At 32.1% G+C, this 22,794-nt stretch carries 15 protein-coding genes; 10 read left to right on the plus strand and 5 right to left on the minus strand.

The features are described 5' to 3' along the window. Positions 1-51: 51 nt before the first annotated feature. From clpB to UCYN_RS02380, 3 genes are all read left to right on the plus strand, one after another. The gene (clpB, locus tag UCYN_RS02370) at positions 52-2,679 is read left to right on the plus strand and encodes an ATP-dependent chaperone ClpB (protein WP_012953902.1); all 2,628 of its coding nucleotides are present in this window, start codon (positions 52-54) and stop codon (positions 2,677-2,679) included. Between the two features lie 84 nt (positions 2,680-2,763). Continuing rightward, positions 2,764-3,120 carry a phosphomannose isomerase type II C-terminal cupin domain gene (locus tag UCYN_RS02375; protein ID WP_012953903.1) on the plus strand — a complete coding sequence of 119 codons (357 nt, stop codon included), beginning with the start codon at positions 2,764-2,766 and terminating at the stop codon, positions 3,118-3,120. A gap of 281 nt (positions 3,121-3,401) precedes the next feature. Continuing rightward, a complete protein-coding gene (locus tag UCYN_RS02380) occupies positions 3,402-5,117 on the plus strand; it encodes a peptidoglycan D,D-transpeptidase FtsI family protein (RefSeq protein WP_012953904.1) in 1,716 nt (571 codons plus the stop codon). A 149-nt stretch (positions 5,118-5,266) separates the two neighbouring features. Here UCYN_RS02380 and UCYN_RS02385 read toward each other — a convergent pair whose 3' ends face one another. Then, a complete protein-coding gene (locus tag UCYN_RS02385; protein WP_012953905.1) occupies positions 5,267-6,844 on the minus strand; it encodes an NAD(P)H-quinone oxidoreductase subunit 4 in 1,578 nt (525 codons plus the stop codon). A gap of 276 nt (positions 6,845-7,120) precedes the next feature. Between UCYN_RS02385 and UCYN_RS02390 the strand changes: the two genes are divergently transcribed. Next, positions 7,121-8,455, plus strand: coding sequence for a TIGR03279 family radical SAM protein (locus UCYN_RS02390; protein WP_012953906.1), 1,335 nt, complete (start codon positions 7,121-7,123; stop codon positions 8,453-8,455). Between the two features lie 68 nt (positions 8,456-8,523). Here UCYN_RS02390 and UCYN_RS06050 read toward each other — a convergent pair whose 3' ends face one another. Then, complete coding sequence (locus tag UCYN_RS06050) at positions 8,524-9,021, minus strand: hypothetical protein (protein ID WP_012953907.1); 498 nt, start codon at positions 9,019-9,021, stop codon at positions 8,524-8,526. 236 nt (positions 9,022-9,257) lie between these two features. Continuing rightward, entirely contained in the window at positions 9,258-10,574 is a 1,317-nt protein-coding gene (gene ctpC, locus UCYN_RS02400) for a carboxyl-terminal processing protease CtpC (protein ID WP_012953908.1), read from the minus strand. A gap of 280 nt (positions 10,575-10,854) precedes the next feature. Between ctpC and UCYN_RS02405 the strand changes: the two genes are divergently transcribed. From UCYN_RS02405 to bchB, 6 genes are all read left to right on the plus strand, one after another. After that, the gene (locus UCYN_RS02405) at positions 10,855-11,619 is read left to right on the plus strand and encodes a cell division protein FtsQ/DivIB (RefSeq protein WP_167884950.1); all 765 of its coding nucleotides are present in this window, start codon (positions 10,855-10,857) and stop codon (positions 11,617-11,619) included. 81 nt (positions 11,620-11,700) lie between these two features. Then, positions 11,701-12,972: a cell division protein FtsZ gene (gene ftsZ, locus UCYN_RS02410; protein ID WP_012953910.1), complete on the plus strand. Its 1,272-nt coding sequence runs from the start codon at positions 11,701-11,703 to the stop codon at positions 12,970-12,972. 213 nt (positions 12,973-13,185) lie between these two features. After that, complete coding sequence (locus tag UCYN_RS02415) at positions 13,186-13,974, plus strand: sulfite exporter TauE/SafE family protein (protein ID WP_012953911.1); 789 nt, start codon at positions 13,186-13,188, stop codon at positions 13,972-13,974. A gap of 222 nt (positions 13,975-14,196) precedes the next feature. Beyond that, on the plus strand, positions 14,197-17,442 hold the full coding sequence (carB, locus tag UCYN_RS02420) for a carbamoyl-phosphate synthase large subunit (protein WP_012953912.1): 3,246 nt from the start codon (positions 14,197-14,199) through the stop codon (positions 17,440-17,442). Between the two features lie 191 nt (positions 17,443-17,633). Further along, entirely contained in the window at positions 17,634-18,992 is a 1,359-nt protein-coding gene (der, locus tag UCYN_RS02425) for a ribosome biogenesis GTPase Der (RefSeq protein ID WP_012953913.1), read from the plus strand. A gap of 179 nt (positions 18,993-19,171) precedes the next feature. Continuing rightward, positions 19,172-20,698 (plus strand): ferredoxin:protochlorophyllide reductase (ATP-dependent) subunit B, encoded by a 1,527-nt coding sequence (gene bchB, locus UCYN_RS02430; protein ID WP_012953914.1) that lies wholly within the window; start codon positions 19,172-19,174, stop codon positions 20,696-20,698. A 269-nt stretch (positions 20,699-20,967) separates the two neighbouring features. Here bchB and UCYN_RS02435 read toward each other — a convergent pair whose 3' ends face one another. Both UCYN_RS02435 and UCYN_RS02440 read right to left on the minus strand, forming a co-directional pair. Further along, positions 20,968-21,498: a DUF4330 domain-containing protein gene (locus tag UCYN_RS02435; protein WP_012953915.1), complete on the minus strand. Its 531-nt coding sequence runs from the start codon at positions 21,496-21,498 to the stop codon at positions 20,968-20,970. Between the two features lie 321 nt (positions 21,499-21,819). Further along, entirely contained in the window at positions 21,820-22,788 is a 969-nt protein-coding gene (locus UCYN_RS02440) for a serine hydrolase (RefSeq protein ID WP_012953916.1), read from the minus strand. Positions 22,789-22,794 lie beyond the last annotated feature (6 nt).

Raw genomic sequence — 22,794 nt, forward strand, 5'->3', positions numbered from 1 at the left:
ATATCTATTCTTTGGAATTGTTATCATATCAAGAGATTTATTGAGCTGTTAATGCAACCAACTAATTCTGCAAAATTCACCGAACAAGCTTGGGATGCTATCGTAAAATCGCAAGAAGTAGCCCGACGTTTCCAAAATCAAAATCTAGAAGTAGAGCATTTGATACTTTCACTTCTCGAGCAAGAGAAAGAGTTAACATCGCGAATACTAGAACAATTAAAAATAAATATAACCGAACTTACCCAATATGTAGAGACCTTCACAGATCAACAACCTAAGTTAATTATTCTTGATCAACTATATCTAGGAAGAAATTTAGATTTTTTATTAGATAAAGCTAATGTTTTATGTATAGAGTGGAATGATAAATATATCGCAGTTGAACATCTTTGGATTAGCTTCACTGAAGATAAAAGACTGGGACAACATTTTTTAAAAAACTTTCAGGTAGGCCGACAAGATATAGAGAAAGCAGTCAAAATAGTGAAAGAAAATCAAAAAACTACTCAAAATGATAAAGAAAAATCTTATGAAGCCTTGGAAAAGTTTGGGCGTAATCTTACTGATCAAGCTAAACAAGGCAAATTAGATCCGGTTATTGGAAGAGATGAAGAGATACGTCGTCTTATCCAAATTTTATCTCGCCGTTCTAAAAATAATCCTGTTTTAATTGGAGAGCCTGGCGTTGGCAAGACAGCTATAGCTGAAGGATTAGCACAGCGTATTATCAATGGCGATGTTCCCGACTCTCTTAAAAATCGTCAATTAATATCTTTAGACATGGGAAGCTTAGTTGCTGGTGCAAAGTACAGAGGAGAGTTTGAAGAACGTTTACGTAAAATCATGAAAGAAGTTACAAATTCTAATGGACAAGTTGTACTTTTTATTGATGAGGTTCACACTGTTGTAGGAGCTGGATCGAAAGAAGGAAGTTCTATGGATGCAGGTAATATCTTAAAGCCTATGTTAGCAAGAGGAGAACTTCGTTGTATTGGTGCAAGTACACTAGATGAATATCGTAGGCATATAGAGAAAGATCCAGCATTAGAAAGAAGATTTCAGCAAGTGTATGTGAATCAACCTAGTGTAGAAGATACTATTTCTATTCTGCGAGGTCTTAAAGAACGTTATGAAGTTCATCATGGAGTTAAAATTACAGATGCTGCTCTAGTGGCCGCATCCAAGCTTTCTGATAGATATATAACTGGTAGATTTTTACCTGACAAAGCAATCGATCTTGTCGATGAGGCTGCAGCAAAATTAAAAATGGAGATTACATCTAAACCAGTAGAGTTAGAAGATATTGATCGTCGTTTAATGCAATTGCAAATGGAAAAACTTTCTTTACAAAGTGAAGAAAAGAGAGTCACCTTAAAAGCTGATTCAGCTTCTCAAAAAAGCTTGGAAAGAATCGAAAAAGAGATTAAAGATTTAGAAAATATTCATAAGAAACTAGATGATCAGTGGAGATCGGAGAAACAAATGCTTGGAGAAATTAATACTTTGAAAGAAGAAGAAGAGCAATTAAGAGTTCAAGTAGAACAGGCTGAACGAGCATATGATTTAAATAAAGCAGCTCAATTAAAATATGGCAAGCTTGAAAGTTTACAAAACGATTTAAAAGAAAAAGAAACAAATTTAATTAACGTTCAATCTCAAAGTGAAACTCTTTTTCGAGAGCAAGTAACTGAGTCTGATATAGCAGAAATAGTAGCTGGCTGGTCTGGTATTCCAACTAATCGTTTGTTAGGGTCGGAAAGAAAAAAGCTGCTTGAGTTAGAAGGCTATTTACATAAACAGGTTATTGGTCAAGAAGAGGCAGTTACAGCTGTTGCTGCAGCGATTCGTAGAGCTAGAGCTGGAATCAAGGATCCTTCTCGCCCTATTGGTTCTTTTCTTTTTATGGGACCTACTGGAGTAGGAAAAACTGAATTAGCTCGTGCAATTGCTGCATTTCTTTTTGATTCCCAGGATGCGATGATTCGTATTGATATGTCAGAATATATGGAAAAACATACCGTTTCCAAGTTGATTGGTGCCCCTCCTGGTTATATAGGTTACGACCAAGGTGGTCAGCTTTCAGAGGCAGTGCGCCGTCGACCTTATTCAGTTATTTTATTAGATGAAATTGAAAAAGCTCATGTTGACGTTTTTAATATTCTTTTACAAATTCTTGATGATGGACGTGTTACTGACTCTCAAGGTCATATAATTGATTTTTGCAACACTATTATTATTATGACTAGTAATATTGGAAGTGAATTTATTCTTAACATAGTAGAAAATAACAATAATTATGAAGTAATGAAAAAAGAAGTTTTGATGTCATTAAGCAAACACTTTAGGCCAGAATTTTTAAATCGTATTGATGATTTGATAATATTTCATACTCTAAAAAAAGAGCATTTAAGACATATCGTTACACTGCAAATTAAACGTATAGAGCGATTACTAGAAGAACAAAATATTTGTTTACAATTAAGCGATTCAGCTCTTGACTATATTGTAGATATTGGATACGATCCAGTGTACGGAGTAAGACCTTTAAAAAGAGCAATTCAAAGAGAGTTAGAAAATCCAGTAGCCACAAAAATCTTAGATATGACTTTTACTTCCGGTGATATTGTATTAGTTGATCTAGAGATTGATAAACTATCTTTTCGCAAAACTATAAATTAATAGTTGCAAAATTTATTAACTATATTGACCGCTTCTACTTCTAAGTTTATAAATAAAAATATGTGAAAGAATTGCTTATTCACTATGACTAACGAGAAAAAAAAATATTCTAGTGAGCTTATGCGTACTCCTCCTTGGGGAACTGTAACTATTTTAGAAAAAAGTATTCATTATTGTATTAACCGTATTGAGGTTAAGCCTGGTCAACACATTAGTACTCAAATGCATTATCATAGGAGCGAGCACTGGATTGTAGTGTCTGGTACAGCTAAAGTCATTTTTAACGGGGAAGAACATCTTTTAAAACAAAAAGAATCAACTTACGTTCCTATGAATACTAGACATCGTATAGAAAATCCAGGGATTATTCCCCTAGTAATGATTGAGGTACAAAACGGGGAATATTTAGGTGATGATGATATTCTTCGTTTTGCAGAGTAACAAAAACTAAAATCTATATCTAAAGCAACCACCAATTTTTTATATTAATTTTATTTAAAATAAATAATACAATTATACAAACTATTTAGTTTTCTATTTTTTAAACTTAAGTATTTTAGTGATTCTCTGTTTTCTGCATGCTTTAGTATTAAGATATTCCATATTGAAACGATTTATAGGCAGCTATCTATTTATCTTATATTAATAAAATAGTTTTATTATGCAGGTTATTCGCTGTATATTACCTTCCTGATTATTTGGAAATAAGACTTAACATCATAATGAAAAAATTATCTCTACTTAATTTTCGGTTACTTATAGTTTGGACAATTATTACTTCAGCAATGCTTGGATTAGCTGGAAAAATTTTCTTGTTACAATTTCTCAAAACTGCTGAATTTAAAAAAAAAGCAAATGTTCAGCAAAATGAAGAAATACGTATTGATAATCCTAGACGATCGATTATAGACAATGAAGGTAATATATTAGCTATGGACACGGTGAAATATGATTTATTTATTTATCGTGATAGATTACCAAAAGATGAAGATAAAGAAAAAATAGCAAAACAACTTAGTGAAATATTGAATAAGAATTATGATGACTTAACCAAGTTATTATTAGACAAAAAAAACGTAAATAGGGTTGGCTTAGACAAGATAACCACACATGAATATCAGAGAATTCTCAATAATACTACAAAAAAATATAGACGAGCTTTTGAATTTATCAAAAATTTTGATCGTTCTTATCCCCAAAAAGAACTGATGTCTGATGTAGTAGGGTTTGTTAACGATAATCAACAAGGTAAAGCAGGTATCGAGATGAGCCAAAATAACTTACTACATAGACAGACTAAATATATAACAGTACGGAAAACTGGCTCAGGAGGTATTATCCCCACCTCTCTCCCTACAAACTTCTTTAGATCAAATGATTGGAAATTACAATTAACGGTTAATATGCGTCTGCAAAGAGCTGCACGTTTTGCTCTTAAAGAAAAGTTGAATATTTTTAAAGCAAAACGCGGTGCAATAATTATTATGAATGTAATGGATGGTTCAATATTAGCTTTGGTGTGTGAACCAACATTTGATCCTAATGTTTTTTATAATGCTAAAAGTGAATTACTAAAAAATTGGGCAGTTACAGATCTTTATGAGCCGGGTTCAACATTTAAACCAATTAATATCGCTTTAGCTTTGGAAGCTGGGGTAATAGAATCTAATACTCTCATTCAAGATGTAGGTTTTATAAAAGTTGATAATTGGAATATTCATAATGCTTCATTGGCCGGTAATGGATTGATTAACATTGCTGAAGTTTTGCAAACTTCAAGCAATGTAGCTATGGTTCAAATAATGCAACGTCTAAAAAAAGAAGATTATTATAGTAGATTACTAAAATTAGATATTACTCAGAAAACAAATATTGATATACCTGGAGAGGTAAGGGGACAGTTAAAAAATAAAGAAGTGTTCACAAAAGGTTCTATTGAAGCAGCTGCCACTTCTTTTGGCCAAGGTTTTTCTTTAACACCTATTAAATTAGCACAATTACATGCGGCTCTAGCTAATGGAGGAAAGTTGGTTACTCCTCATTTAACAAAAGGGTTAGTCAATCTTGAAGGATCTTTAGCTTGGACACCGGAGTACAAAATTAAGCAAATTTTTTCTCCTTCCGTAAGTAAGAAAGTTATGGAGCTTATGGAAACTGTTGTTAACAAGGGATCGGGAAAAGCATCAAAAATACAAGGGTATCGTATTGGGGGCAAGACAGGTACAGCTCAAAAAGCTGGTAAAGGAGGATATTTACCTGATTCAAAAATTACTAGCTTTGTATCGATTTTACCAATAACATCTCCAAAATATTTAGTTTTAGTTGTTTTAGATGAACCAAAAGGGAATAATACATCTGGCTCAACAGTCGCAGCACCTGCTGCAAAAGTAGTAACCGATGCTTTAATATACATAGAAGGATTACCACCAGCAAAATAAAAGCTTAAAAGCCACTATTTGCATTTTTCAAATATATGAAATAGAGTTACTAAAATTTAGTGATTAAACTTAAAAATCTAATATTTAATTTATGGCTTATATTCAAAATTTATATAGAAAATTTTGAATATAAGCCATAAATTAAATATTTACATATCTGGTGCTTTAAAGATTCCATTGTGAATAGCAGCAACATTAGTTTTTTCAACTAATGCTGGAGCAGAATTACGCAATAAAGTATTCAACTGATCAGTCGTAGCACTATACATCTGAGTAACAATTTTAGGATATAAACCAATACTGATTATGGGAATTAATAAACATCCGATAATAAATACTTCTCTTGGCTCTGCATCAATAAGCTTTGCATGAGATACTAAATCTTTATTTTCTGGTCCATATAGCATTTCTTTGAGCATAGAAAGTAAATATATAGGGGTTAAAATAACTCCTACAGCTGCAAAAATAATAACAACCATTTTAAAAATAGAATTATAAGCATCACTAGTTGCAAATCCGATAAATATCATCAATTCTGCCGCAAAACCGCTCATTCCAGGTAAAGCTAAAGAAGCCATTGAGCAAGTGGTCCACATTGCAAATATCTTCTTCATTTTGCCACCAATTCCGCCCATTTCATCAAGCATGAGAGTGTGAGTTCTATCATAGGTAGCGCCAACCATAAAAAATAAACCTGCGCCGATCAATCCATGAGAAATCATTTGTAACATTGCTCCGTTAAGACCTATAGATGTATATGAAGCAATACCTATTAAAACGAAACCCATATGAGAGATAGAAGAATAAGCAATTTTTCTTTTTAAATTTTGTTGAGCGAAAGCAGTTAATGCTGCATAAATAATATTAACAACTCCTAAAATAATTAATATAGGAGCAAAATAAACATGTGCATCAGGTAACATTCCTACATTCATTCTTAGAAGAGCGTATCCTCCCATTTTCAATAGAATGCCTGCCAGTAACATATGGGCGGGAGCAGTTGCTTCTCCATGAGCATCAGGAAGCCAAGTATGAAGAGGAAAAATTGGTAATTTAACGCCGTATGCGATTAGAAAACAACCATAAAGTAATAACTGTAACTTAAGAGGAATATCTTTAGATGCAATTATACTCATATCAAAAGTTATTGTGTCACCGAAGAAAGCTAAAGTAAAAGCAGCTAAAAGAATAAATAGCGATCCTCCTGCAGTGTATATAATAAATTTAGTCGCAGCATAAAGACGTTTTTTCCCTCCCCATATAGAAAGAATTAAGTAAACAGGTACTAGTTCTAGTTCCCAGACTAAGAAAAAAAGTAACATATCTTGTACGGCGAAAACTGCAATTTGTCCACCATACATAAGAAGCATTAAAAAATAAAAAAGCTTAGGCTTAAAAGTTACTGGCCATGCAGCCATAATTGCTAATGTTGTTATAAAACCTGTCATTAATATTAAAGGCATGGAAAGTCCATCAGTGCCAACAGACCATCTTAGGTCTATTTGAGAAATCCAACTATAACTTTCAACTAATTGAAGATTAGGATTGTTGAAGTCATATCCCATATAAAAAGCGTAAACAATAAAAATAAAATCAATTAGTCCTACTGTTAGTGCATACCAACGTACAGTTTTACCGTTTTCGTCGGGAATAAATGGTATTAATAAAGCACTAATAATCGGAAAAAGAATAATGGTAGTTAACCATGGAAAATTAACAAGGTTCATATGTATTTTCTAAGCATTTATTAATATTTTGGTAATTCACAGAAACAAAAAAGCATTTGTCTATTTGCAAATGTGTCAATACCCTTTAGTGTATGATCATGGTAGTTTTAGTACTGTGCTAAACACTGTGATATAAAGACTGCCATATCACTAATAAATTTAACAATATTTTTCGATAGGCGCTATAAATGTTATTTTAAAAGTTTTAAATTGATTAAAATTATAATTATCTTCAATATAACTTCAACTAATTTAAATAAATGTTATTAGTTAATTATGACAGTATCCTTAAAATATTCTGCTAAGGTAAGTAAGATTGTACCTAGTTCTATTGCTGAAGAAGTAGGTTTTGAGATAGGTGACACTATCATTTCCATTAATGGGAAAGAACCTCGCGATTTAATTGATTATAACTTTTTATGTTCTGATGTTTTTTTACTTTTGCAGGTGCTAGATATTCAAAAGAATCTTTATCAAGTAGAAATTGAAAAAGACTATGACGAAGATTTAGGTTTAGAATTTGAAACAGCTCTATTTGATGGATTAATACAATGCAATAATCGTTGCTCTTTCTGCTTTATTGATCAACAGCCTCCAGGGAAAAGGGATAGCTTATATCTAAAAGATGATGATTATCGCTTGAGTTTCCTTTATGGTAGTTATTTGACTCTGACTAATTTAACAGAAAAAGAGTGGAAACGTATTGAGAGTATGCGTTTATCTCCTCTTTTTGTGTCGGTTCATGCAATTGAGCCTGATATCAGAATTAAACTCTTAAAAAATAAAAGAGCTGGAGAAATTAAAAAACAATTAGAATGGTTTCGAGAAAAAAAATTACAAATTCATGCACAGATCGTAGTATGTCCCGGAATTAATGATGGTATACATCTAGAAAAAACTATACTTGAATTAGCAGAGTTTCACACGACAGAAAATCCCACAGTGATTTCTACTGCTGTAGTTCCTGTAGGCTTAACTCGCTTTCACCCTGAAAAGAGCAATTTAATTCCTGTAGATCAAGTAAAATCAGAAGAAGTTATAAAGCAGGTTCAGGGGTTACAAAAAAAATTTTTTTTTCAGTTTAATAGTAATTTTGTTTGGTTAGCAGATGAGTGGTTTTTAATCGCAAAACAAGATTTACCTCCTGAGTCAGATTATGAAGATTATCCTCAAGTTAGCAATGGAGTTGGTTCTATTAAAAAATTTATTCAAGAATTTTATTCAATATGTCAAGAAAAATTACCTCAAAAAATTGATAAAGAAAAAACTTTAATTTGGGTAGTAGGAAATGCTGTTGACAAAGTTTTTCAGCCTTTAGCGCAAAGGTTAAATCAAGTTGAAAATCTAACAATCATCTTAATTCCACTTAGAAGCAAATATTGGGGGCAAGAAATAACAGTAACGGGATTACTCACAGGTGAAGATTTAATATCAGGACTACAAAATATGTATTTAGGAGATGGGATTTTAGTACCTTCAGTAATGCTTAAAAATAATAATGATATTTTTTTGGATGATATGACAATTGAAGAAGTATCATTAAACCTCAAAACCTTGTTAATTCCAGCAAATAATATTGCAGATTTAATTGAAATCTGTTTATCAAGATGAATTAAAACGTATATTATAAGTAACTTGATTATTCAGATACTTATTTTAAAAATCAAAAAATAGATTATTTAATCAGTAATATTCTTTGTCTCGTATTGAATTGAATCTCCAGTATCAGGAATATTAACTGGAGAAAGAAACAAAAGAGATGTGTGAGGATCAGGAGGGACCAGTTTAGAATTAGGGTCTTTAGCTTTTTCTGCTATTGTATATTTTAAAGATTCGCTAAAAGAGGCAAGTGGAATTTCATACTTTTTAAGATTTTGTAGCTCAAAATATTTTTTATTCCATTCAATTGTTTTATTTGCAGTACAAGCATATATACCTAGCATAATACTAATTAAACCTACGGTTAATACCGTAAATCCTTTTTGAATAGATAGTAAAAATTCTAATTTGAAAGGAAACTGCTTAACACTAGTTGTTATATTGATGTTATTAATTATTTGATGAGTATTGTCGTTGTTAAATTCGGTTTTTTGCTTAGGACTATTACGATGTACGAATTCTGACTTTACTTTTTTATCTATGGGATTATTTAAAGCTTGATAATTTGTAGTATTCATATTTTATGAATCTTATTTATTTTTTAGTTAATCAATATTTTATAGTTCTCTTAAAAATTAGAATTGTTAATATTAACTGACGATAAATATTAAATCCATGTTTCATTATAAGATCAATATTAATCAACTAAAATAATTAATAAGTTTTCTAGCTACTGGAATTGACATAAACTCTATAGTACAAGAGATATCTTGAATTGATATTTATACTATAGAAAACAATATAAAAATAAAGTTCAATTTCCTATAATTAGGGCCTTTGATTCAATATTAACCTTACTAAAATGAGATATTTCTTCATTCAAAATTTCTAAAGCTTTATCAAATTGAGGATCGCCAAGATATCCAATTTTTTCCCTAGACTGCTGTAAATCTTTCCTCTCCTTATCAGTTAACTCTATCAAGATATCAGGTTCAATTCCTTGTTTGTTGATATCTCGGCCACTAGGAGTTAAGTATTTAGCTATAGTTACTGCTAATCCTGAAGAGCCATCTCCTAAACGTCTAACAGATTGGACTAAACCTTTTCCAAAAGTTTTAGTTCCTACTAAGGTAGCTCGATTGTTATCCTGTAAAGCTCCTGAGAGTATTTCACTGGCGCTTGCTGAACCACCATCTATAAGTATTACCAAAGGTTTATTGGTTAAAGCTCTATTAGTCGCTTTTTGTGCTTCTACTTCTCCGCTACGACTAACTGTCGAAACAATTTTTCCTTTATCAAGCCACATTCTTGCTATTTCTACACTTGCATAAAGCAAACCTCCTGGGTTCGATCTTAAGTCTAAAATATAACCTTTGACTTTAGCTGTTTCAGCTTTACGAATTGAATCACGCATTTCTTTCCCAGCATGAGCACTGAACTGAACTAAACGAATGTAGCCAACTTTACCAGAAGATGTATTTTGAATACGAGACTTTACTGGGTGAAGTTCAATTCTAGCTCTAACGATAGGATAACTAAATTCTTGGTTAGTACGACGAATTGTTAGTATTACCTTGCTGCCTGGTTTCCCTCTGATAAGCTGAACCGCATCTTCTACTTCCATTCCCTTGGTAATTTTACCATTGATTTTAGTTATGACATCTCTAGATAATATCCCTGCTTTAAATGCTGGAGTATCTTCTATAGGTGCAACAACAGTTAATTCTTTTGTTTCTTCATCTTTGGTGATTTGTATACCTACTCCAGTAAGTTCTCCTGAAGTATCAATCTGCATATTCTTAAATTCTTCTGGATCCATAAAACGAGTATAAGGATCTCCAAGCTGCTCTAGCATCTCACGAATTGCTGTATAAGCTTTTTCTTTAGTTTCATAAGATTGAGAATCTCCGACAACATAGTTTTGGCGAACAGCAAGCCAATCTACCTGATTAAAGGTATCGTCAATATATGTATCATTGATTATATGCCATACTTCATCAACTAGTCTTTTGGGGTTATCTTCTAAATAAGCCAAACTACGGGAAAGATGCATTCCCGACCCGGTGACAGCGACAGTAGTTAAAATCGCAGCAGTTGCACCCAATATCAACCCTTTTTTATAATTAATCATAGACTAAGTATATATTTATTAAACTTACACGAGCTTGAAGTACTAATCCTAAAAATAGAAAGTTGTTTAAACTAAAACTATATTTTAAATAGCTATATTCTAGACTTTTTTTATACTACTTAGTTAAACTCAATCTTATTGATTTGTTTCTTAAGAAATTAGTATCGCTTAAGTATAACATTTTCTGAATATTGATGATTATAGTCTAATGATAGGTAGCAAATTGGATACTTTTAACTTTTTTAAAAAAAATAATAAAATCTTGTATTACCAACAAAAATTGAAATTGTTGCGAAAGGGATGGAATTTTTTAATATCTTTTTCTTTAGTTGGAGGACTGCTATATAACAATGGTCTGCCTTACTGGTTAATTCGAAATCAGTCGCAAATTAAAATTGTAGGCAATCAATTATTATCAGAGTCTGATATTTTGAAAATGCTCAATATCAAGTATCCTCAATTAATTTGGAAACTACCAGTCCATAAATTACAAGAAAAGCTCATATCTCAACCCCCTTTAGAAAATGTGCATATCATACGTAGTTTACTACCGACAAGAATTAAAGTTATAGTTAAAGAAAGAGAACTTGTTGCTTCTGCCTCCATGATGGGAGAAAAAGGTTTTCTTGATTCTTTAGGAACTTGGATATCTAGCGAATTCTATAATTTAGAAGATAGTACTATTTCTTCGGTTAACTTAAAAGTTTTTGGTCAAGGTCAAAAATCTTTCTATTACTGGAAAAATATTTATTCTCTTTCTTTAAGCTCTCCTGTCAAAATTAAAAATTTTAATTTGCAAGATTCTAACAACTTAATTATAGAAACCGAATTGGGAAGAGTACACTATGGAATATATGATAAAACTTTTTCAAAAAAACTTGTAGCTTTAGGTAAAATGCGAAGATTGTCTTTCAGAAATAAAAAAGAATCATTAGACTATATAGAAATGTATGGATATGATTCACCTTCTATTTATCATAAATCTACCATATCTCTAAGTCGAAAGAAATCAGCTGTTAATGCTAAAAGATATATATATTATTAATAATATATAGCGGCTTAAGTGTTCTTAATGATACACTAACTTTTGAAATTTTTGATTAAAATAACTAATTCGATATTTGGTATGAATATTTCTAACAATAAACTAATGAATGATTATTTTGGTTTTAATAACAACGACAACTCCAAACCTTCTGATAAAATAAAAAACGATTCCAAGAATAATGAGGACCTGTCTTCCACTCAAAAAAATTCATCTTTAAAAGGTTCTTTAGAAAGTAATGGGAAGGGGCAAATCATACCAAATAGTACTGCAAGAATTAAAGTAATTGGAGTAGGCGGTGGGGGATGTAATGCAGTTGATAGAATGGTTGAAAGTTCATTAACAGGTATTGATTTTTGGACTGTTAATACTGATGCTCAAGCCCTTAGCCAGTCCTTGGCTCCTAACCGTATACAAATCGGAAAAAAGTTAACCAAAGGATTAGGAGCTGGAGGTAATCCTAATATCGGTAAAGAAGCTGCTATTGAATCTCGAGAAGAGATTGCAGAAGCTCTTCAAGATACTGATTTAGTATTTGTAACTGCGGGAATGGGCGGTGGTACAGGAACAGGAGCCGCCTCCGTAGTAGCAGAGATAGCAAAAGAGCAGGGCTGCCTTACAATTGGAGTCGTAACTCGTCCTTTTGAATTTGAGGGTCGGAGACGTATGGTACAGGCACGCCAAGGTGTTGAAGAATTAACCAATAATGTAGACACTTTAATCGTTATTCCTAATAATAAATTATTGCAAGTAATTGACCAAGAAACTTCACTCAAACAAGCATTTCTTTTCGCTGATGATGTTTTACGCCAAGGAGTACAAGGAATATCCGATATTATAACTATTCCTGGATTAGTTAATGTAGATTTTGCTGATGTCAGAGCAATCATGTCTAACGCAGGTTCTGCTTTGATGGGAAGTGGAAGTGGCTCAGGTAAGTCACGTGCGCTTGACGCCGCTTCTTTGGCTATTTCCTCTCCACTATTAGAACATTCTATTCGAGGAGCAAAAGGAGTAGTATTAAACATAACAGGCAGTAGTGACCTTACTTTACATGAAGTAAGCATTGCTTCAAAAGCCATATACGAGAAAGTTGTAGACAATACTGATGCTAATGTTATTTTTGGTGCGGTAATAGATGAAGAGCTTCAAGGAGAAATACGTATAACAGTTATCGCAACTGGATTTGGTAGATCCAAAGATTCTGAAGAAGTATTAAGTACGGAATCTAATCCGGATCTTAATACTACACAAAACTCTTTTACTCCTCCTAAACAAAAAATACAATCTATAGATTCAGTTGGAATTGACATTCCTTCATTTTTATCTAATCGTCGTGATACTTCTGAATAATATTATTTTACGTCTATCTAAAAAGCTATAGAACTTAAAATATTAATATAGAACCTATAACTTTGAAGTCTTACTTTTTAAGTATTAAAAAGCTTTCATCCCACTACTAAGAAATAACGCTATTTTTTAATACTTATTTTTAAAGACTAGTGCATGTAAGGTAAGAAATAAATTTTTTATTTTAAAAAGCTTAAATTTATGTGTAAATAAAAAATGTTAGATTACATTCTTATATTGAGCATCAGTGGACTTTTTTCTGGATTATTAGCAGGGGTTTTAGGAATCGGAGGAGGTGCTATTTTAGTCTCTTTACTACTGGCATTTAAGAATACACCATTACAGGCGGTTGCTACTAGTAGCATGGCTATTGTAATTATTGCTTCATCAGGTAGCCTACAAAATCGCCGGATGGGAAATTTAAACTTGCAAAAAGTTTTCTTATTAGGAATCCCGGCAATGGTTACAGCACAATTTGGTGTAAAAATTGCTAACTATATTCCTGAATATTGGCTTTTACTTTTATTTAGCATTCTTCTAACTTTTAATATTTTTTTGTATAGCTACCGACACTATTTAACCAAAGCAATTTATCAAAACAATAACTCTGTATTTGCTCATTATTTTTTAAGTTTATTTACAGGAGGAGTAGGTGGTTTACTAGCAGGCTTATTTGGAATTGGAGGGGGAGTAATCATGGTTCCTCTACAGATTTTATTGTTACGAGAAACTATGCAAATATCAATTCAAAATAGTTTAGGAGTAATTTTTATCACCTCAATTTCTTCTAGTATAGGCCATGCTTTAAATGATAATGTACTTTGGCTTACTGGTTTGATATTAGGATGTGGAGGAGTGTTGGGAGTACAAATGGGTACACGTCTATTATCAAAGTTGTCAAATACAATGGTAACTTTTGGCTTCCATTTTGTGTCGATCATAATATCTATCTATACTTTTAGACAGGCATGGTTTAGTTACTTAAATTTTTTAGAAATAAATTAGAGAAAAATTTTGATACATATTTTTCTAACTTTTTATCAACCACTAATCTATTATTGATAGAGTAAACGAATAATGTTGTTTTTTTTACAAAAAAGTTTTTACGATAGAATAGATGAAAATTTTTTACAAAGAAGATAATATGTATATAAATTGAATAATTATTCTAACCTAAATCATAAAACAGCTAAACAATAAAACAATATTATATTTATAAATTTGCCTATGCCACGTCGGGATGACTTGAAAAAAATTATGATTTTAGGAGCAGGCCCTATTGTAATCGGCCAAGCTTGTGAATTCGACTATTCTGGTACTCAAGCTTGTAAAGCCTTAAGAGAAGAAGGTTATGAAGTTATATTAGTCAACTCTAATCCAGCTTCAATTATGACTGATCCTGAAATGTCTGACCGAACCTATATTGAGCCCCTTGTTCCCGATATAGTCGAAAAAATTATTGCTAAAGAGCGCCCAGATGCATTACTAGCAACGATGGGAGGGCAGACTGCACTTAATATTGCTGTATCTTTAGCTAAAAGTGGAGTTTTGGAAAAATATAATGTTGAATTAATTGGTGCAAGACTATCGGCTATCGAAAAAGCAGAAGATAGAGAATTATTTAAAAAAGCAATGGATAGCATAGGAGTTCCTGTATGTCCTTCTGGTATTGCTAATACTTTAAAAGAAGCTCGAGAGATCGCAATTAATATCGGTTCTTATCCCTTAATTATACGTCCTGCTTTTACCTTAGGAGGTACAGGCGGAGGTATTGCCTATCACCAGGAAGAGTTTGAAGATATTGTACAAACTGGTTTGGATGCATCTCCAATGTCTCAGATATTAGTAGAACAGTCATTATTGGGATGGAAAGAATATGAGCTAGAAGTAATGAGAGACTTAGCAGATAACGTTGTTATCATTTGCTCTATTGAAAACTTCGATCCAATGGGAGTACATACAGGAGATTCAATCACAGTTGCACCAGCTCAAACTCTAACAGATAAAGAATATCAAAAATTGAGAGATTATTCTAAATCAATAATTAGAGAGATTGGGGTGGAAACTGGAGGTGCCAATATTCAGTTTTCCGTCAATCCTGCAAATGGCGATACTATTGTTATTGAAATGAATCCTCGTGTTTCTCGTTCCTCTGCATTAGCTTCTAAAGCCACAGGATTTCCTATAGCTAAATTCGCTGCTAAGCTTGCTGTAGGTTATACTCTTAATGAAATTAGCAATGATATAACTAGAAAAACCCCAGCCTCATTTGAGCCTACTTTAGACTATGTAGTAACCAAAATACCACGGTTTGCTTTTGAAAAATTTCCTGGTTCTCAAGCAATTTTAACTACTCAAATGAAATCAGTAGGAGAAGTTATGGCTATTGGCCGTACTTTTCAAGAATCTTTTCAAAAAGCTTTAAGATCTTTGGAGACGGGATTTAATGGCTTTACTTGTGATCAAAAATCAACCTTACCTTCTCCGTCTGAGGTACGTTCTGAATTACAAATCTCTAGTCCTGATAGAATTTACACAATTTATAAAGCTTTAAAATTAGATATAACAATAGAAGAAATCCATAATTTAACCGCTATTGATATTTGGTTTTTAGATAAGCTAAAAGATATTTTTGATACTGAAAAATATCTTAGACAAATTATTCTCAAAAATATAGATAAAGAGAAAATGAGAGTAATTAAGCAAAAAGGTTTTAGTGATTGCCAAATAGCTAGTATTACTAATCATACAGAAGATGAAGTTAGGAAATATCGTAAAAGTCTAGGTGTAATTCCAGTCTATAAAGTTGTAGATACATGTGCTGCTGAATTTGAAGCATTTACTCCTTATTATTATTCTACTTATGAATTAGAAGACACAGAAGTCTTGTTTACTAAAAAGCCTAAGATAATGATTTTGGGTGGAGGACCAAATCGCATAGGACAAGGAATAGAATTTGATTACTGTTGTTGCCATGCCTCTTTTGCTCTTTCTCAGGATGGTTATGAAACTATAATGGTTAATTCTAATCCAGAAACTGTCTCCACAGATTATGATACAAGTGACCGTTTATATTTTGAACCTTTAACAAGAGAAGATATTTTAAACATAATTGAAGTAGAAAATCCTGAAGGAGTTATTATTCAATTTGGAGGGCAGACTCCATTAAAACTTGCAGTACCTTTGCAAGAATACTTCGACAATCCAAGTTCTTGTGTCCAGACAAAAATTTGGGGAACTCCTCCTGATTCTATTGATTTAGCAGAAGATAGAGAACGCTTTGAAAAAATATTATGCGATCTTCAAATTAAAAAGCCTCCTGGTGGGATTGCTCGTAGCTTTGAACAATCTTTAAGTATTGCCTCTAATATTGGATATCCTGTAGTAGTTCGCCCCTCTTATGTCTTAGGGGGAAGAGCTATGCGAATTGTTTATTCTGATAAAGAATTAAAACATTACATGGACTACGCAATACAAGTAGAGCCTGACCATCCGATTTTAATTGATAAATTTTTAGAAGATGCTGTCGAGGTTGATGTTGATGCCTTATGTGACAAAACTGGCATGGTTGTTATTGGAGGAATAATGGAGCACATTGAACAAGCAGGTGTACATTCTGGAGATTCAGCTTGTTCAATTCCTTTTACAACACTTTCTGAAAAGGTTCTGGATATTATTCGTAAATGGACATCTCAATTAGCTAATAGTCTACAAGTTATTGGATTAATTAATATTCAATATGCAGTACAGCAAGAAGAAGTCTATATTTTAGAAGCTAATCCACGCGCATCTCGTACTGTTCCTTATGTATCTAAAGCTACAGGAAGACCTCTTGCAAAAATTGCTTCTCTAGTTATTTCAGGGAAAACCTTATCTGAACTAGGCGTACATAAAGAACTTATTCCCCGCTACGTTGCTGTTAAAGAAGCCGTTTTACCCTTTCAAAAATTTCCTGGTACAGATACTTTATTAGGACCAGAAATGCGCTCTACCGGTGAAGTTATGGGGATAGATTATGATTTTGGTAAAGCATTTGCCAAAGCAGCAATTGCTTCTGGTATCAATTTGCCTATTAATGGGACTGTTTTTATTTCTACTAGTGATAGAGATAAAATTTTAACTGTTCCAATCGCTAAAGATTTAGAAAAGTTAGGGTTCAAAATAGTTGCAACATCAGGTACGCAGAAAGTCTTAGAAAACAATGGAATCATAGGAGTGGAAACTATTCTTAAGCTTCACGAAGGTCGTCCGCATGTTATAGACTGGATTAAAAATAAGAAAATTCAATTTATTATAAATACTCCGAATGGGGAAGAGTCACAAGTGGATGCACAAAAAATCAGGAGAACGGCCTTAGACTATCAGTTACCAGTTATTACGACAATAGCTGGTGCAAAGGCTACAGTTACTGCTATTCGTTCCTTACAAAATCAACCTTTAAATGTTCAAGCATTGCAAGACTATATCTGCTAATATTTTGTTTAACATTAAATTTGGAAACAGTTAATCTGATATTTTATATATCAATAGTAAAAGCTTTTAGCTCATAGTAATTAGGTCACTATTTATTAAATAAATATTTCAAACTTTGATTTTAAAAATATTCTGGTATATGACAAAGTAACATTATTCTTCTAAGACTTATTAATTTAAAATTTGATTATATGACACTACCCATTGTTGCAGTTATTGGACGTCCTAATGTAGGCAAATCAACATTAGTTAATCGTTTAGCAAAGAATAGACAAGCAATTGTTCATGATGAGCCAGGAATTACTCGTGATCGCGTTTATAGACAAGCTTTTTGGCGTACTCATGATTTTCTCGTTGTGGACACAGGGGGATTAGTATTCAATGATAATACTGAATTCCTTCCTTTAATTAGAGAGCAAGCCATGACAGCATTAAGTGAAGCTAGTGTAGCTGTCTTTGTAGTAGATGGACAATTGGGACCTACTACAGGAGATTATGAGATAGGAAACTGGCTAAGACAGCAAAAAGTTCCAGTATTACTTGCGGTTAACAAATGTGAGTCTCCTGAGCATGGCTTAATACAAGCGGCACAGTTTTGGGAGCTAGGCTTGGGAGAACCTTATCCAATTTCAGGGATTCATGGTAATGGAACAGGAGAATTTTTAGATAAGTTAATTTTACATCTACCATCCTCCAATAAAATGTTTGATCCTGAAGAAATAAATGTTTCTATTGTTGGACGTCCTAATGTAGGTAAGTCAAGTCTTCTGAATGCATTTTTAGGGGAAAAAAGAGCTATTGTTAGTCCTATTGCTGGAACCACAAGAGATGTAATTGATACAATTGTAGAACGAAAAGGTAAAGTTTATCGCTTAGTTGATACGGCAGGAATTCGTCGTAAAAAAAATGTTGAATATGGAGCTGAATTTTTCAGTATTAACCGTGCTTTCAAGGCAATTCGAAGAGCGGATGTAGTTTTATTAGTTATTGATGCTATTGATGGAGTAACAGAACAAGATATTAAACTAGCAGATCGTATTATTGACGAGGGGCGGTCAGCAATAATTGTTGTTAATAAGTGGGATGCTGTAGAGAAAGATGCTTACACTATTTATTCATATAAAAAGAATGTAATGAATCGGCTATATTTTATGGAATGGGCAAACCTCATTTTTATTAGCGCAAAATCAGGACAGCGTATTGAAAAAATTTTTCCCCTGGTAGATATAGCCGTAAAAGAGCACCGACGTCGTATTAATACTTCTATAATTAATGAAGTTTTAGAAGAAGCTATAAGATGGCATTCTCCTCCTACAACAAGGCAAGGGAAACAAGGGAAAATTTATTATGGAACTCAAGTATCTAATCAACCTCCAACTATTGTTTTATTCGTTAACGACCCAAAAAGATTTAATGATAATTATCGCAGATATATAGAAGGTCAGTTTCGCCAACAAATTGGCTTTTCTGGGACCCCTATACGTTTGCTCTGGAAAGGTAAAAAGATACGAGATGTTGAATCAAAATTAGACCATATAGTCAAAATTTGAAAAATTACATAATTTTTTGGCAACTTAAGTAACTTCTATAAATTTAAATATTAAATTTTTTATCAGGATATGTTTATTCTTGATATAAGATTATTTAAGGAATAATTCAGTAATGCAATTATTTTGAGATAATAGAAAACATCAAAATTGCTTTTTGAAGTGTGTATGAGGAAAAAATCATGAAACTTGCTTATTGGATGTATGCTGGACCAGCTCATATTGGCACCCTCCGCATTGCTAGTTCTTTTCGTAACGTGCATGCAATTATGCATGCACCTCTTGGTGATGACTATTTTAACGTTATGAGATCTATGCTGGAAAGGGAAAGAAACTTTACCCCTGTAACTGCAAGCATAGTAGATCGAAATGTTTTAGCTCGTGGTTCTCAAGATAAAGTTATTAATAATATTATCAGGAAAGATAAAGAGGAAAATCCAGACCTTATTGTTTTAACGCCTACATGCACTTCAAGTATTTTACAAGAAGACTTGGCTAACTTTGTAGAGCGTGCACAAATGGATACAGAAGGAGATGTTATCCTAGCTGATGTCAATCATTATCGTTACAACGAGTTACAAGCAGCTGATAGAACTTTGCATCAAATTGTAAAATTTTATCTAGATAAAGCAAATAAAAAATGTGAATTACCAAACGAAAAAACAAAAAATCCTTCTGTTAACATAATAGGTATATCTACTCTTGGTTTTCATGCTAAACATGACTGTACTGAATTACAGAAGTTAATGAAAGATTTAGGAATTACTGTAAATATGATAATTCCTGAGAAAGCATCAGTTCATGATCTGAAAAATTTAACCAAAGCATGGTTTAATCTAGTCCCTTATAGAGAATTGGGATTAAGTGTTGCTAAATATTTAGAGTCTGAATTTAATATTCCTTATATTGACATAACTCCTATAGGCGTCGTTGAGACTGCAAAATGCATTCGTAAAATCCAACAAGTAATTAATGAACAAGGTAAAAATGTAAATTTTGAAGATTATATTAATAAACAAACTTTATACGTTTCTGAAGCAGCATGGTTTTCCAGATCGATTGATTGTCAGAATTTAACAGGCAAAAAAGCAGTAGTTTTTGGTGATAATACTCATGCTGCAGCTATGACAAAAATTTTAGCCAGGGAAATGGGAATTGATGTTGTTTTAGCTGGAACCTATTGTAAATATGATGCTGAATGGTTCAAGGAACAGGTTAGTGAATATTGCGGCGAAGTATTAATTAGTGATAACAATGGTGAAATTGCTAATACAATAGCACGTTTAGAACCTTCTGCGATTTTTGGCACACAGATGGAACGTCATGTTGGCAAAAGGTTGAATATTCCATGTGGAGTAATTGCATCACCAATTCATATACAGAACTTTCCTATAGGATATAAGCCTTTTTGTGGATATGAAGGGACAAATCAAATTACTGATTTAATTTATAATTCTTTTACGTTAGGAATGGAGGATCATTTACTTGAAATTTTTGGAGGACATGACACCAAAGAAACTATCACTAAAGGAATATCTGCTAATTCTGATTTAAATTGGAATAAAGAAGCTCAAACAGAATTAAATAAAATTCCTGGTTTTGTACGTGGTAAAGTGAAGCGTAACACGGAGAAATTTGCTCGTGAACGTAACCTATCTGAAGTTACAATTGAAGTAATGTACGCAGCAAAAGAAACAATCGGAAATTAGCTTAAAAGCTAATTTAGGTCTTAATTAAGTTACTAAAACATAATGTAAATTAGCTGTGTTTTAGTAACTATGTATTGTTCGAATACTCTAATAAATAAGGTCAATTTAAAAAATTTTTAAACTTGTTTTTTTAAATTATCTTACATTAAAATTTTTTAAAAATCTATCTATGATAAAGATGACATTGAAACATATTGTGTTTTACACAATATGTTTCAATATTTGGGAAAGCTATTTATTATTAAAAAACTAAATAAATTACTAATAATCTATTTTAAAATTCTTACTGCGATAGTACTCGTATTAAAATTATAATTTTTCCCTTCTAATTCGATTTTAGTTCCAATTTTAATTTTTTGTTTTCCAACAACTACTCCTGTGTCTGTTAGCTGCGCATTTCCTTTGAGTGTTAAAATCATATCTTGGAAAAATATAATTTCTGGTCTTGGATCAGGAAGAGCTTTAACAGAACCATCAGGTTGAGGAACTGCTATGGTTCTAGGAAGTGGAGTAACTTTTTTAATTTCAAATTCTCCGGCAGGTTGATGACGAATTACAATATTTGTTATTTTAGTTTCTTTAAATTGGTTAATAAGTAAATCTGGATCTCCTACTCCTAAGCCTCTTACAATAACATCAACTTCAATTGGATTTCTAGCAACCTGAGCAATAGTACTTGTTCCAGACTTATTCGGAACAATAAAAATACTAGCAATAGCTAAAATAATAATTAATGTAGCTCCCACATCTAGAATGCTAAGTCTTCCTAGAAAACGTCCTTTAGAATCTAATAGTTCCATGAATATGTCTAATCGTTATAAAAAAGAAAACTTTTATAAATTATAATAAAAATTTATAAAAAAGACGAAACGTCAAAGAGAAAATATCCCTAGTTCTTGAATAATCTCTTATATTACGAAATATCGCAATATATTATTAAATGTAAACAAGAATTTTTTTATCAATCAACATATTTAAAGTAGTTTGTTAATAAATTTTAGAGTTATTCGTTAAATTAAAACATGATTTTTTACTTTTTCATTACTATTTTTAATATATTCTCAACAACTACTAATATTATTTTTTAAATAAAGTGATTCTGTAAGGTAATTGAATAATATTTAATTCTCATTATCCCAATAATAGAAATATTCCTTATTTAGATAAAGTTTTTCTACTATTAATTCGCTAACAAAGGGAAAAATTTTCTTGTTTTTACTATTTTCTTCTCCTTCTATAAACATTATGAAAAGAAATGGGGGTAGACCTGGTACTTTTATATATGCTGCATCATGGCGAACCTGGCTAGTCCATCCTGCTTTTGACCATAATTCAGCATTTTTAGGAAGACCTTCCCCAAGGAATCCTGTAACTTGATTTTCTGTTGAACTATTATAATGAATGTCATCAACTGCTCTTTTTAGTAAACTCATCATTTGCATGGAACGTTCTAAAGAGACAGCTGTACCAGATACAATATTATGAAACAATCTTGCAACTGCATTAGTAGTTAAAACATTTCGACTTTTTTTCATTTCCCCAAGGAATTTTTTCTCTCTTCCATAAGGTCCATCAGACCAGGTTTTTTGATTAATATTAATTGGTTTAAACTCTTGCCATCCTAACGTTTTAAAATAAATATTAATAATGTTTCGTTTATACTTCCAGGCTGAAAAATTATTATTTACTAACTCTGGACCACTGTTCGTATCTGTTAGACTATCCATCACTAAGCTGGTCGCATCATTGCTAGATTGAACTACCATATCATTTACAGCACGACTTAACTCAGATGAAAGACTTACTTTTCCCACCTCTAGCCATTGATGAATAGCAACTAAATAGAATAATTTAACAATACTGGCTGGGTACATAGATTCAGTACCACGATGATTGAATCCATGTATTAAATGTTTTGAAAATTCTTGTGGAAAAATTGATTTCTTATCTTCAATGATTTTTGTTTTTCTATAAACAATCCAAGTAATTGCACATTGTTCTGCATTGAGTGTAGCAAATTTTGCCAATGTTTTTTCTAAAACTTGATTGCCTAATGATTCTAAAATACTATCTGATTTAAAAAAAGTCATAGAATT

This window comes from Candidatus Atelocyanobacterium thalassa isolate ALOHA (genome assembly GCF_000025125.1).
GTDB classification, from domain to species: Bacteria; Cyanobacteriota; Cyanobacteriia; order Cyanobacteriales; family Microcystaceae; genus Atelocyanobacterium; species Atelocyanobacterium thalassae.

Bases quoted from the DNA above. Each gene is read 5' to 3' on its own strand.
- UCYN_RS02375 (WP_012953903.1), top strand. From the start codon at position 2,764: ATGACTAACGAGAAAAAAAAATATTCTAGTGAGCTTATGCGTACTCCT.
- clpB (WP_012953902.1), top strand. From the start codon at position 52: ATGCAACCAACTAATTCTGCAAAATTCACCGAACAAGCTTGGGATGCT.
- ctpC (WP_012953908.1), bottom strand. From the start codon at position 10,574: ATGATTAATTATAAAAAAGGGTTGATATTGGGTGCAACTGCTGCGATT.
- UCYN_RS02380 (WP_012953904.1), top strand. From the start codon at position 3,402: ATGAAAAAATTATCTCTACTTAATTTTCGGTTACTTATAGTTTGGACA.
- UCYN_RS02390 (WP_012953906.1), top strand. From the start codon at position 7,121: ATGACAGTATCCTTAAAATATTCTGCTAAGGTAAGTAAGATTGTACCT.
- carB (WP_012953912.1), top strand. From the start codon at position 14,197: ATGCCACGTCGGGATGACTTGAAAAAAATTATGATTTTAGGAGCAGGC.
- UCYN_RS02385 (WP_012953905.1), bottom strand. From the start codon at position 6,844: ATGAACCTTGTTAATTTTCCATGGTTAACTACCATTATTCTTTTTCCG.
- UCYN_RS06050 (WP_012953907.1), bottom strand. From the start codon at position 9,021: ATGAATACTACAAATTATCAAGCTTTAAATAATCCCATAGATAAAAAA.
- UCYN_RS02415 (WP_012953911.1), top strand. From the start codon at position 13,186: ATGTTAGATTACATTCTTATATTGAGCATCAGTGGACTTTTTTCTGGA.
- UCYN_RS02440 (WP_012953916.1), bottom strand. From the start codon at position 22,788: ATGACTTTTTTTAAATCAGATAGTATTTTAGAATCATTAGGCAATCAA.
- ftsZ (WP_012953910.1), top strand. From the start codon at position 11,701: ATGAATATTTCTAACAATAAACTAATGAATGATTATTTTGGTTTTAAT.
- bchB (WP_012953914.1), top strand. From the start codon at position 19,172: ATGAAACTTGCTTATTGGATGTATGCTGGACCAGCTCATATTGGCACC.
- der (WP_012953913.1), top strand. From the start codon at position 17,634: ATGACACTACCCATTGTTGCAGTTATTGGACGTCCTAATGTAGGCAAA.
- UCYN_RS02435 (WP_012953915.1), bottom strand. From the start codon at position 21,498: ATGGAACTATTAGATTCTAAAGGACGTTTTCTAGGAAGACTTAGCATT.